Source organism: Flagellimonas hymeniacidonis (genome assembly GCF_008040165.1).
Classification (GTDB): Bacteria; Bacteroidota; Bacteroidia; order Flavobacteriales; family Flavobacteriaceae; genus Flagellimonas; species Flagellimonas hymeniacidonis.
Genome location: NZ_VRUR01000002.1, coordinates 940,045 through 952,262, shown reverse-complemented (window position 1 = coordinate 952,262; position 12,218 = coordinate 940,045). Strand labels below are relative to the sequence as shown.

The window sequence follows — 12,218 nt, the reverse complement described above, 5'->3', positions numbered from 1 at the left end:
CAAGTAATCCAAACCTATTTATTCATGGAAAGATGATACTTTTCCAAACCGGATTTAAGCCATGCTTCATACACTTCTGTGTCCACGTACTGTACAGCATCATTCAAAATTTCTAGATTAGGTGAAAGTAACACGTAGTATGGCTGGGAGGCTGCATTGAAGTTTATGGTTTGAAAAGTTCCCCATTTTTGACCAACGGTCTCTATAGTCTTTATTCTTCCGGAATCGTATTTAAAATCAAACTTCTCCCGCTCAGGAAGTTCCTTCCTATCATCTACATATAATGAAATAAGCACGTATTCATCCTTAAGCAATGGATATATTTTGGAATCGCTCCATACGTTTTCTTCCATTTTTCTGCAGTTTACGCAAGCCCAACCTGTAAAATCTAAAAGAATCGGCTTATTTACTTCTTGTGCATAGGCCACCCCCTCTTCAAAGTCCTTGAAACAATCCAGGCCTAATGGACAGTCACTCTTTGTTTCTTTTACACTATAAAAATCTGGTGGAGGAAAGCCGCTTAGCAATTTCAAGTTGGTAATGTTAAGCAGCCCTAATATTAAATATGCAGAAAAAGCTACGCTTAACAATCCGATAAATTTTCGGGTGGGTGAAAGTTTTTGCTTTGGACCATCATGCGGAAATCTGAATACACCGAAAAGATAAAGTGCCAACAATACAAACAATACAATCCAAATGCCCAAAAATATTTCTCTTTTGAATATACCCCAGTTTCCAACCAAATCTGCATTTGAAAGAAATTTAAATGCTAGTGCCAATTCTAAAAATCCTAAAACGACCTTCACTGTGGTCATCCAACCTCCAGATTTTGGCAAGGAATTTAGCCATGCAGGAAATAGCGCAAATAAGGCAAATGGAAGCGCCAAAGCCAATCCAAAGCCTACCATTCCCGCTGAAAGATTTATGGCCACATTGCCTTCCGCCAAGGTGGTGCTTCCTAAAAGACCTCCTAAAATGGGTCCTGTGCATGAAAAGGAAACAATGGCAAGCGTCAACGCCATAAAGAATATTCCTAACTCTCCTCCCACTTTGGAAGATGCCGCATCCATTTTATTGGCCCATGAGCTTGGTAAGGTCAACTCATAATACCCAAAGAAGGAAAAAGCAAAAAACACAAAAATGACAAAGAAGACTATATTAAGCCAGATGTTGGTGGCAATGGTATTTAGAATTTGAGAATCTACAGAATCGAACAAATGAAAGGGCAAACTCAATAAAAAATAAATCAATACAATAAAGAAGCCATATAATATGGCATTCCCTATTCCCTTCGACTTTTGTTGGGTTTGCTTAGTGAAGAAAGATACTGTAAGTGGGATCATTGGAAAAACACATGGTGTCAATAACGCGATAAGCCCCCCTAAAAAGCCCAGACCAAAAATCATCCAGAGATTGGACCCCCCTTTTAAATTTTCAAAATCACCTTGATTTAAAAGTGCTTTGTTCTTTAAATCCAACTTTAATGATGACCCAAGGATAAGACTGCGTTCATCCACAGTCTGTTCTGCGGCAACAAAAGCATTTCCATCTAACGAAATTTGAAATAGCTCATCCTTTGGAATACAAACTTCTTTACATATTTGATAGAATAGGTTAACAGATATCTGTGAAACCTCTGGACTTAAGAGCTTAATTCTTTGAGTAAAAATGGCTTCTTTCTTGAAAAAAGTTTCGTCAACTTCAAAAACGTCGCTGTATTCCGTAATCGTCTCGCTCTCTTCAGTTTTTCCAAGTAATTCATATTCTTCTCCTGCTTTTTCAAAAGTAAACTCACTTGGTAAAGAACCGCCCTCAGCCGTATACTGGGAATAGACGTGCCATCCTTCAAAAATCTTCCCTTTAAAGACAAGTTCGTATTCCGTGTCTGATAGCTGCTTCACTTCATGCGACCAAAGAGCAGGGTCATCATCAGATTGTGCTTGAACAGTAGAGCATGCAAAAAAGAAACCTAAGAGTAGTAACAAATACCTCATACAGAACATGTAATTTTTAAAATATTCTTAGTTGAATCATCAACCTTATATCGCTCATCTGACCTTCTGCCTATTACCCAAACAATATGCTCGCCTGAGCATAACAACCACTGTTTTTCTTTGGAAAGCACATCAACTTTCTCATCTTTAAAGAATTTTGACAACTTCTTTTTCCCCTTCATTCCAGATGGATAAAAATAGTCGCCTTTTTGCCAATTCCTTAATATTAACGGATAGTTTAACTTTTCCTTATCCAAAAAAACCACATTTGGTGCTCCTTTTTCCATGATTTCGACTTCTTCAATAGTCAAAGGAATAGGTATTGTAGTTTTTAATTCATCTTTTTCGATTAGAAATGTCTGTCGGGATTTTGTTTCTTTTGTTGACAAAATTAAATCCGTTCTGTCCTTTACCAATCTATGGGTTGTGGAGTGTATCTCTTTCCCACTCATTGCTGTTAAAAGTCCGTACACATCATCCCATTCTTTAAATCCATATTCCTTAAAAAGCTGGTACAAATATGCTTTTTGTGGTTTTAGCGCTGATAGTGCTTCGATATCAATAGAAATTACACCATTTTTTTCCTTGAACAGATTTTCCTTTACTTGGTTGATATGATTTTTAATCAAGGAATTAGTTTGCTCTAGATGAACCTGTGTTTGTTTAAAGTTCTTTAAAAAAGCAGGCTGAAGTTCTTTAAGTTTAGGTGCAATTTCCAAGCGAATTTTGTTGCGCAAATACTTGCTTTCCATATTGCTGCTGTCCTCCCTCCAACTAAAATTTTCGTTTTTGGCATACTGAAGAATCTCAGCTCTTGAAAAACCAATAAGTGGTCGAACTATTTTATCATTTTGGGCTGGAATGCCTGAGAGACCATCGATTCCCGTACCCCTTGAGAGATTGATCAAGAAGGTTTCCAAACTATCATCTAAATGATGTGCGGTTAAAATGTAGTCAATTTTCCTTTCTGCTGCTAGTTGCGCGAACCACTCATATCGCAGTGTTCTTGCCGCCATTTGAATGGACCCCTTATGGTTTTGAGTATAGTGTTTGGTATCAAAAGATTTTACTAATACCTCAACCTTAAATTGATTCGCAAGCCTACGCACAAACTGCTCATCTTCATCGCTCTCCTTACCCCGCAGATTAAAATTACAGTGTACCAAAATAATTTTAAATCCGGATTTGACGCATAAATGAGTCAAGACCACGCTGTCCACTCCTCCACTACACGCCACGAGCAGGCTCGCTTTTTGCAAAAAAGAAAAACGGTCTTTTATTTCCTTATTGAACTCTTCTAACACTTGGCTAAAATACTAATAAACATCAGCGCTGCTCCAAAACACTTCTCATGGCCTTGGCTTTGAGCAAACATTCCTGGTACTCCTTTTCTGTATCCGATTTTGCCGTTATGGCGCTACCTACCGAAAAGGAAACATATTTTCTGGAAGCATTATATAAAATACTCCGTATCACCACATTAAAATCAAAGTTTCCTTTAGGATCAAAATAACCAACCGCTCCGCTATAAAGTCCTCTTTTGGTTTCTTCCAACTCCTCTATTATTTTCATTGCTGAAATCTTAGGAGCTCCCGTCATACTACCCATAGGAAAGGTTTCTTTAATCAGTTCAAATGGGTTTTTACCCTTTGGCACTTTTGAAACAACCGTAGAAATCATTTGATGAACTTGCTCAAAGGTATACACCTTGCATAATTCCTCTACTGTTACACTACCTTTTAATGCACTTTTAGAAAGGTCATTTCTAACCAAATCCGTAATCATAATATTTTCTGCCCTTTCCTTAGCATCATTTTGCAACGCAATTTTAAATTCTTCATCTTCCTTTTCATTTTCTCCTCTAGCCGATGTGCCTTTAATGGGCTGTGATACAACCATTTGATCTATTTTTTTTAAATAGCGTTCTGGTGACGCACATAGTAGGTATTTATCCTCCAACCGAAGAAAAGTAGCAAAGGGAGGAGTAGAAATCATATTTAAATGTCGATAAGTCTCCCATGGGTCAATATTGGTATTTTCCGAATAAAACTCCTGGCAAAAATTGGCCTCATAAATGTCTCCTCTGTGAATGTGCCATAGCATTCTTTTTATTTTCTCAAAATAGGCATCTTTATGGATTCTGAGTTTTATACGGATAGATTGAAAATGCGTGTTCTTTTTTTCTTTTGACTGTACAATTTCCAGAATTTCCTTATAGTCCTTCTCTATTTCATCAGAAATGCTATCCAGATATAAAAAGGTGATTTTTTTCTCCTTTACGGTTATAATTTTATCTGGCTGAAAAAAGTGGATTTCAGGAAAATCCAGGCCATCATAATTCTTCGAAACCAAGTCTTCCCACTCGTTTTTTAAATCATATGAAAGATAACCAAACAGCCAATCATTCTCATTATCGATAAAATCTATTACTTCATCGGTGTTTTTAAAGCATTTTTTAGACTTATCGGTCTGTCCGTCAATGGCAAGAATTGCATCAAAAGAGGTGTACTTGTTCACATGCTCATTACTGTCTAACCATACAATTTTATCATATGATTTTGACCATTCCAACAAAGCGTTTTTATATGCTAAATGAGAGGGCGTTGAAAAGGAACGATGGCTACGCAATGAAATTTACTTAATGGTTTCCAAAAACACATCCAAGGCTACCTGATGTTGTTTTTTTAGGGTTTCGTCGCTTATTCCATTTTCATTAAAATTCTCATGGAAAGAGGGCAGAGAAAATGTAGATGCAATTTCGGCACCAAACCTAGGTAACAAGTTTTGGATTACCTCCAATGCACCAATTCCTCCTCTTTTTCCTGGAGCCGTAGACATTAACAGCACCTTTGTATCCAACAAAAACTTTCGTTCCAATCTTGACAACCAATCCAATACATTTTTAAAATACGCGGAGGGATTGCCATTGTGCTCGTTTACAGAAAGTATCAACGCATTTGCGTTGGCGATATCATTTTTTAGTTCAATTAAAGAATTGGAATAGCCCTTTTGTTTTTCCTCATCCTCGCTAAATATAGGGAAAGGATATCTTGACATGTTTAGCATCTGAACTTCATGGTTTTGTATCAGTGCAGCGGTATGCCGCACGAGTTTAAAATTGATAGAAGTTGAAGAATTGCTTCCTGCTAATGCCAAAATTGCAGCCATATATAGAAAATGTTGTTTGTTTCGCTAAAATACCTCAATTGGGTAATACTTGCGAGTATTTTGTCTAATTTCGCATCGCGAAACGTCCAAACTAGCTGTTAGGCAAGTATATAGGATAATAGTTTACCAATGAAAGCCAAAACCAACAGGTTATTTTTTATAGATGCCATGCGTGCATGGGCTATTCTAATGATGCTTCAAGGGCATTTTATAGATGGTTTGCTAGACCCTGTTTTTAGGGACAGGGAGAACATTATTTTTACCGTTTGGCTTTATTTTAGAGGTATAACCGCTCCCGTTTTCTTCACGGTTTCTGGTTTTATTTTCACCTACCTGCTCATTAAAGTCCCTCAAAAAGGGTTCGAAAATCCAAGAGTGAAAAAAGGAATTAGACGAGGTCTACAATTATTGTTGATAGGCTATCTGTTGCGCATGAATCTTTTTGGGATTTTTAATGGGGAAATTTATGACTCCTTCTATTTGGTCGATGTTTTACATTGTATAGGGCTTTCCATTTTGGCCTTAATCGGGATTTATCTTTTTTCGGCTGAAAAGAAAAAATACCTTTTCCCATCTTTGCTTATAGGGATTACTTTGGTTTTATTTCTTTTTGAACCAACCTATAAACAATGGTCATTTTCATTTTTGCCAGATGCGATAGCCAATTATTTTACTAAGGCCAACGGTTCTGTATTCACAATAATCCCTTGGTTGGGTTATGCCACATTAGGAGGGTTTATATCCATCCTGTTTAACAGATTTAAAGACTATAAGTATTTGTATGATGTTGCCATAAGTACGGCACTTGCTGTGGGTTGTTTGCTAATTTTTACCTCGTCAGATGTATTTCTGTTTATACATAGATTGACTGGTGTGCAACTTTTTGCAGACATCTTCTTTAACAATTACTTGTTCATCAGGTTAGGAGATGTGCTCCTTGCGTTCGCGGTTTTTATGCTGTTTCGTAAGTTCATGACGAATAAAACAGTGCTAAGCATTGGTGCCAACACTTTATCTATTTATGTCATCCATTTTATAATTCTATATGGTAGCTTTACTGGCTTGGGCTTGTATAGATTCTTTAACCATATAGTAACACCGTCAGTAGTAATTCCAACAACATTGGTATTTATGCTTGCCTGCACATTTCTTGCATTGAGGTACAACAAGTATGAATCTGAAATTAAGGGTAACATTGCCTGGGGATTGGATTATGCCAAAAATCAAAGTGTCGATTTATATAAGGCTAGCAAACCCATCCGCAAAGAAATATACCTTAAAACAAGAGTTTTTCTGCATCGTATTTTTGGTTTGGCCAAAAACCAGTAAACCTATTCTTCTCATAAAAAAGAGTTAAATACAAGATTTCTAGGCCTTTAAATCGACTGAACTAGCATAAATGCATATTTATGTTAACAGCATTCAAGCTTAAAAGTTTTTTGTTTTTCTCTGTTTACCTTTCCGTGGCATCCCTATACTATTTCCAAAATAATTCTGGACCTAAAATGGAGAGTGAGGCTATGGCTAACCAAAAAGAAATTACCTCCTATTTTTTGGATTTACTGAACGAAAGTGATTCAGATGCAACAGCCAGAGCATTAAGTTTTATAGCTTCTAATTGGGAGGAGAGTTATGAAATCATGCTTTTGGAATCCATATATTTTTCTAGATCCACCGCTCATTCAAATAAACTTCTCAAATTATTGGAGCAAAAGACAAATAAACAGTTTGGTTTCGATTACGACAAATGGTTTCAATGGTTATGGAATAAGAATGCAACCTATTCAGAAGAGTACTATCAATTTAAAGGAGAACTGCACGAATATATTGATCCAAAATTTAAAAAATACTTTTCAAATAGAAGCAAGCAATCTTTGATACGGTTGGATGAAGTGCGTTGGGGAGGTGTGCTTCAAGATGGTATTCCACCATTGCGCAACCCTAAAATGATAAGTCCTTTGGAAGCAACGTACCTAAGCGATAGTGCCACCGTTTTTGGTATTGAAGTGAATGGAGATGCCAGAGCCTATCCAAAACAAATCTTGGCTTGGCATGAAATGTTTGTGGACCAAGTTGGTGGAATTGATGTTGCAGGAGTGTATTGCACCTTATGTGGTACGGTTATTTTATATAAAACAAAACACGAAGGCACCAATCATGAATTGGGCACTAGTGGGTTTTTATATCGTTCTAATAAATTGATGTATGACAAGGCCACCCAATCGCTTTGGAGTACTTTGGAAGGTGAGCCTGTTATTGGGCCTCTGGTAGGTAAGGGAATAAAACTTGATTATTTAAGCGTGGTGACCACTACTTGGGGTGAATGGCAGAAAAGACATCCAGACACCAAAGTGTTATCCTTGGATACAGGGCACCGAAGGGACTATAGAGAGGGTGTTGCCTATAAGGATTACTTTTCCACCGATGACTTAATGTTTACTGTTCCCAAAATTGACAGCAGCTTAAAAAACAAAGATGAAATTCTTGCACTAAGATTGCCAGATGTATCTAATGAAAATTTAGCCATTAGCAGTAACTTTTTAAGAAAGCATCCTATCTATCAAAATAAAATAGGCACAGTCGCATTTACGGTGTTTACAGATAAAACAAGTGCACATCGCGTGTTTAAAACCAAAGGTTTAAAATTTAAAGATTATGACCGAGGCAGTAAGGTCATTGATGAAAACGGAATTGCATGGAGTCTCAAAGAAAATGGATTGTTCAATTCCAATGGAACAAAATTAGAACGTTTTCCTTCCCATAATGCCTTTTGGTTTGGCTATAAGGCTGCTTTTCCAGAGGTAACATTAATAAAGTAGGGTTGCTATGATGAGGAGGAGAGTCCTGGCTATTTCGATAGTCAGGACTCATTGTTTTAAGTAATATGGTGATTGTCGACTATTATTTTTGAGTCCTTTTCAAAAAGTAGGTGAGCTATTTTGAAATATATGGTTAAAGTGCAATGGATTCAGATAGCAATAATTCTTCTATAACAGGCCGAAGCTGTTGAAATGTCTTTCCAACAGTGATATCGGGATGATATAGTGTTTTAATCATGCCTGTATCAAAAGTTGAGAATCCATTGGATAGACTTGAGCACATAAAGCTTGAGTTTTGGCCGCAACGTGCATCACTGGCATGGCCAAAGCCTAAAACATGACCTAATTCATGTGTAAATATGGGCATTCCGTCATTGTTTACCCAAATACGGCCGAAGTTGATGTTAGATGAACTACTTGAATAGAGCGCATAGCCTTGAAAACTACCTTGAGAAAGAAATGAGAACATATCCGGCCATAAGTTTTCTATATCTACCGCTGGACCTAAATACAAATGTACGTTTGCCTCTGAAAGCGCATTTACAACTTCCAATGTAGTTCCATCAGTCATATAATCGTTTAGGGTAGAAATCTGATTTTCGACAGATTCTTGGTAACTGGCATCTGCACCCCCATCTAGAAAGATTTTGACTTCTTCGCTCCATTTTTCATTAAGATTCCCACCAAAAGAGGTTGGGCTAAGATTAAAGGTAACGTAATGATATTCTTCTATAAATTCGAGTTGGAATTCGGTAAGTCCAGTTTGCTCTGGAGTATCTCCATCGGGCACCTCACCAGTGTCATCTGAACTACAGGAAACCAGAATCAGTCCTACCAAAAACAAAAATTTCCTTATCATAACTGCGGTTTAGATATGAAGAGCTCTGTCCTCCGTGGCAGCCAAAGCAGCCTCTTTTACAGCCTCAGCATAGGTTGGATGCGCATGACTCATTCGCGCTATATCCTCTGCTGAAGCTCTAAATTCCATAGCGGTGACCCCTTCTGTAATTAAATCGGCACAACGGGCACCGATCATGTGCACACCTAGTACCTCATCTGTAGCTTTATCCGCTAATATTTTCACGAAACCATCTATATCCATACTGGCCCTGGCACGACCCAAAGCACGCATGGGAAACTGTCCTACTTTATAAGCAATACCTGCTTCTTTCAATTCTTCTTCGGTTTTACCTACGGCTGCAACTTCTGGCCAAGTATACACAACTCCAGGAATTAGATTGTAATTGATATGTGGTTTTTGACCAGCAATCAATTCTGCAACCATAGTTCCTTCTTCTTCAGCTTTGTGTGCCAGCATCGCTCCGCGAACCACATCACCAATAGCATAAATGTTGGAAACATTGGTCTGTAAATGGTCATTGACTTCTACTCTACCCCTATCATCCAATTTCACTCCAGCGGCTTCGGCATTCAATCCATCTGTGTAAGGTCTTCGCCCAACAGAAACCAAACAATAGTCTCCGGTAAAAGTGACTTCTTGTCCTTTTTTATCGTCTGCCTTTACAATCACCTCATTCCCTTTTCTTTCAACAGATTTTACCTTATGGGATAGATTGAATTTTACTTTTTGCTTTTTTAATGACCTCATCAATTCTTTGGAAAGTCCTCCGTCCATTCCAGGAATAATCCGGTCCATAAATTCTATTACGGTAACTTCTGAACCTAAACGCTTGTATACTTGCCCAAGTTCTAAGCCAATAACCCCACCGCCAATCACGATCATGTGCTTAGGGATTTCCTTGAGCTTCAAAGCTTCTGTTGATGTTATGACCCGTTCTTTATCAATTTTTATAAAAGGTAGGCTAGATGGTTTAGAACCCGTGGCAATAATGATGTGCTTTGCCTCAATGGTCTCCGTTTTGGCATCGGCCTTATCTATATTAATATGCGTGGCATCTTTAAAGCTTCCCACTCCCTGGTATACATCAATCTTGTTTTTATCCATTAAGAACTCGATACCCTTGGTTGTTTGGTCAACGACTCCTTGTTTTCTAGCGATCATTTGCTTTAAATTCACTTTGACTTCTCCAGGAATATCAATTCCGTGTTCTTCAAAATGTTTTATGGCATCTTCATAATGATGCGAAGAATCCAAAAGTGCTTTTGATGGAATACAACCCACATTTAGACAGGTACCGCCCAAGGTGCTGTACTTTTCTATAATTGCTGTTTTCATTCCTAATTGCGCACAGCGAATTGCCGCTACATAGCCTCCAGGTCCAGAGCCAATAACGGCCACATCGTATTGATTCATATCTAATTCTTAGGGATATTACTTTGTTCGATAATCACTACAAAAATAACAATGTTTATGTGAAAAGAGGTGCTTCTTTTTAGATTTGATTTTATCAAGGGAAGAACTGTATATATCTTTAATTTAAACATTCATTTAATTACCATAAAATTTGTTTAAATTGAGTTTCATTTAGAATATGCAAACAGCCAGGATCAACAAAGAATTGGAAGTGTTCATTGCCGGAGTAGGTGCTACACAAAGCCTGTTGATGGCCTTTTATAGTTTTTATGAGCGTAAAAAAGATTATAGAAATCTTTTGCTCTGTCTTTTTTTTGTTGCCATAACCATTCGACTTGCCAAGTCTATTCTCTGGGTATATTTGGATAGTACCCCCATCTGGGTAATTAATTTCGGTTTTATGGCCCACGCTGTCTCTGGACCAGCCTTGTTTCTTTATGCACTCCATTTCTTATTTCCTAGAAAATGGTCTTGGTTCAACCTTTTGCATTTTCTACCAGGGGTTTTGTTGCTGTTGTCTATCACCACGCTTTCTTTGGATGGCTTTTGGTATGCTGGAGGATATACATCCTTATTGTTTCACCAAATCAGCTATAGCTTTCTAGGGCTAATTCTTTTAGGGGTTCACTTTTTTTCTAAGCGTTCCACTCCTTTGACCCATAGCCACATTATTTGGATATTGTCTTTGTTGATTGGGACAGCGGTGTTTCAATTTTTATATTTTTCAAATTATATTTTGGGCATAACGCCTTACTTGTTAGGCCCCATTATTTACCTTCCATTTATCTATTTTTTGGCCTTTTTGCTCTTTAAAAATCCATCACTTTTAAAATACAATCCCTCTAAAAAGCATCAGAATATTAAACTTTCGGAGAGGGAGCTCAATGCGCATGTGAAACAGCTTAATCTTTTAATGCAGGAGCAAAAATTATTTTTAGATCCAAATTGCACCTTAAACAAAGTTGGAAAAGCGCTAAAGCTACCTTCATACTTGGTGTCCTATATTGTCAATAATGGGATTGGGAAAAGCTTCCCCGATTTTTTGAATGGATATCGAATTGAGGAGGCTAAACAAAAGTTGTTGCATCCAGACTACGCCCATATTAAAATTGCCAACATTGCGTACGACTGTGGTTTTAACTCCCTTTCTTCTTTTAATAGCTTTTTTAAAAAAACTGAGAATACCACACCGTCCAAATTCAGGGATAACCACTCATAAAATCCTTGATTTATAAATCACTCATATAGATTTACCAATGCGCCATTGAAAAGGACTTGGAATTTGTAACTAGTTCCAGTATTAATTCAAATTCCTTTTCAAAATGACATATAAAAAGCTACTTACTTTCCTCACTGTATTATTCTTTTCCAGTACTCTTTTTGCTCAAAAAGCGGAAAGCAAGCCTTCTATCAGAAATCTAGACTTTTTAATTGGAACATGGGAGATACAATTCGAGTTCTACAATACCTACCATCCAGAAAAGGGAATTTGGTTTACCGAAAAAGGCACCCAAACCTGCTATTATGATCTTGATTTAAATAGGGAACCTAAATATATTATTTGCAAGGGTGAGGTCACCTGCGATAGCGGCCGGTTTAAAGACAGAGAGAGAACTTTTTTAGAAGCCATTAGATACGGAAACTTTGTTGATGGTTTTGAGCGGATAGGAATCTATAGTAACTGGCCTGGAACGGCAAAAGAATACTTGAATTACGATTCCATAACCCGCGCTATGACCATTCAAGGCGAATTGGATGTGAGAAATGGGAAAGAGCGCTATGAGGATATATACCTATTTGATGAAGGCAACACCTCTTACACAAGAAAAAATGTTGCAAATTTTCCAGATATGCCCATTACCAAATTCAATCTTACCGTTAAGGGCACCGGGAAAAAGATTGCTTCTAAGAAGCAGGACTGATTCGTCAATAGAAGTTTGGCATTTCTCTAAACGGAAGCAA

10 protein-coding genes are annotated in these 12,218 nt (G+C 37.5%); 4 read left to right on the top strand and 6 right to left on the bottom strand.

Annotation, left to right across the window (positions count from 1 at the left end; all coding sequences use genetic code 11):
• Window positions 1–14: 14 nt before the first annotated feature.
• The 4 genes from FVB32_RS13225 to FVB32_RS13210 form a co-directional block, all read right to left on the bottom strand.
• Window positions 15–1,994, bottom strand: a complete 1,980-nt coding sequence (locus tag FVB32_RS13225) for a protein-disulfide reductase DsbD family protein (protein WP_147744267.1) — start codon at window positions 1,992–1,994, stop codon at window positions 15–17.
• Entirely contained in the window at window positions 1,991–3,232 is a 1,242-nt protein-coding gene (gene tilS / locus FVB32_RS13220) for a tRNA lysidine(34) synthetase TilS (RefSeq protein ID WP_317132212.1), read from the bottom strand. The genes FVB32_RS13225 and tilS overlap by 4 nt, the downstream gene beginning before the upstream one ends.
• Before the next feature lie 88 nt (window positions 3,233–3,320).
• On the bottom strand, window positions 3,321–4,622 hold the full coding sequence (locus FVB32_RS13215; protein ID WP_147744265.1) for an anthranilate synthase component I family protein: 1,302 nt from the start codon (window positions 4,620–4,622) through the stop codon (window positions 3,321–3,323).
• 6 nt (window positions 4,623–4,628) lie between these two features.
• Window positions 4,629–5,162, bottom strand: a complete 534-nt coding sequence (locus FVB32_RS13210) for an NADPH-dependent FMN reductase (RefSeq protein WP_147744264.1) — start codon at window positions 5,160–5,162, stop codon at window positions 4,629–4,631.
• A gap of 129 nt (window positions 5,163–5,291) precedes the next feature.
• On the opposite strand from FVB32_RS13210, the gene FVB32_RS13205 reads away from it, so the two are divergent.
• A complete protein-coding gene (locus FVB32_RS13205) occupies window positions 5,292–6,491 on the top strand; it encodes an acyltransferase family protein (RefSeq protein ID WP_147744263.1) in 1,200 nt (399 codons plus the stop codon).
• 80 nt (window positions 6,492–6,571) lie between these two features.
• Window positions 6,572–7,981, top strand: a complete 1,410-nt coding sequence (locus tag FVB32_RS13200) for a DUF3179 domain-containing protein (RefSeq protein WP_147744262.1) — start codon at window positions 6,572–6,574, stop codon at window positions 7,979–7,981.
• A 133-nt stretch (window positions 7,982–8,114) separates the two neighbouring features.
• On the opposite strand, the gene FVB32_RS13195 is transcribed toward FVB32_RS13200, so the two are convergent.
• Window positions 8,115–8,840: a DUF2927 domain-containing protein gene (locus tag FVB32_RS13195; protein WP_147744261.1), complete on the bottom strand. Its 726-nt coding sequence runs from the start codon at window positions 8,838–8,840 to the stop codon at window positions 8,115–8,117.
• Window positions 8,841–8,849: 9 nt separating this feature from the next.
• Window positions 8,850–10,256, bottom strand: a complete 1,407-nt coding sequence (lpdA, locus tag FVB32_RS13190) for a dihydrolipoyl dehydrogenase (protein WP_147744260.1) — start codon at window positions 10,254–10,256, stop codon at window positions 8,850–8,852.
• Window positions 10,257–10,434: 178 nt separating this feature from the next.
• Between lpdA and FVB32_RS13185 the strand changes: the two genes are divergently transcribed.
• Both FVB32_RS13185 and FVB32_RS13180 read left to right on the top strand, forming a co-directional pair.
• A complete protein-coding gene (locus tag FVB32_RS13185; RefSeq protein WP_147744259.1) occupies window positions 10,435–11,475 on the top strand; it encodes a helix-turn-helix domain-containing protein in 1,041 nt (346 codons plus the stop codon).
• 103 nt (window positions 11,476–11,578) lie between these two features.
• A complete protein-coding gene (locus FVB32_RS13180) occupies window positions 11,579–12,178 on the top strand; it encodes a hypothetical protein (protein WP_147744258.1) in 600 nt (199 codons plus the stop codon).
• Window positions 12,179–12,218: the final 40 nt, after the last annotated feature.

Coding starts and splice junctions, on each gene's coding strand:
- FVB32_RS13225 (WP_147744267.1), bottom strand. CDS start 1,994: ATGAGGTATTTGTTACTACTCTTAGGTTTCTTTTTTGCATGCTCTACT.
- FVB32_RS13210 (WP_147744264.1), bottom strand. CDS start 5,162: ATGGCTGCAATTTTGGCATTAGCAGGAAGCAATTCTTCAACTTCTATC.
- FVB32_RS13205 (WP_147744263.1), top strand. CDS start 5,292: ATGAAAGCCAAAACCAACAGGTTATTTTTTATAGATGCCATGCGTGCA.
- FVB32_RS13200 (WP_147744262.1), top strand. CDS start 6,572: ATGTTAACAGCATTCAAGCTTAAAAGTTTTTTGTTTTTCTCTGTTTAC.
- FVB32_RS13195 (WP_147744261.1), bottom strand. CDS start 8,840: ATGATAAGGAAATTTTTGTTTTTGGTAGGACTGATTCTGGTTTCCTGT.
- lpdA (WP_147744260.1), bottom strand. CDS start 10,256: ATGAATCAATACGATGTGGCCGTTATTGGCTCTGGACCTGGAGGCTAT.
- FVB32_RS13185 (WP_147744259.1), top strand. CDS start 10,435: ATGCAAACAGCCAGGATCAACAAAGAATTGGAAGTGTTCATTGCCGGA.
- FVB32_RS13180 (WP_147744258.1), top strand. CDS start 11,579: ATGACATATAAAAAGCTACTTACTTTCCTCACTGTATTATTCTTTTCC.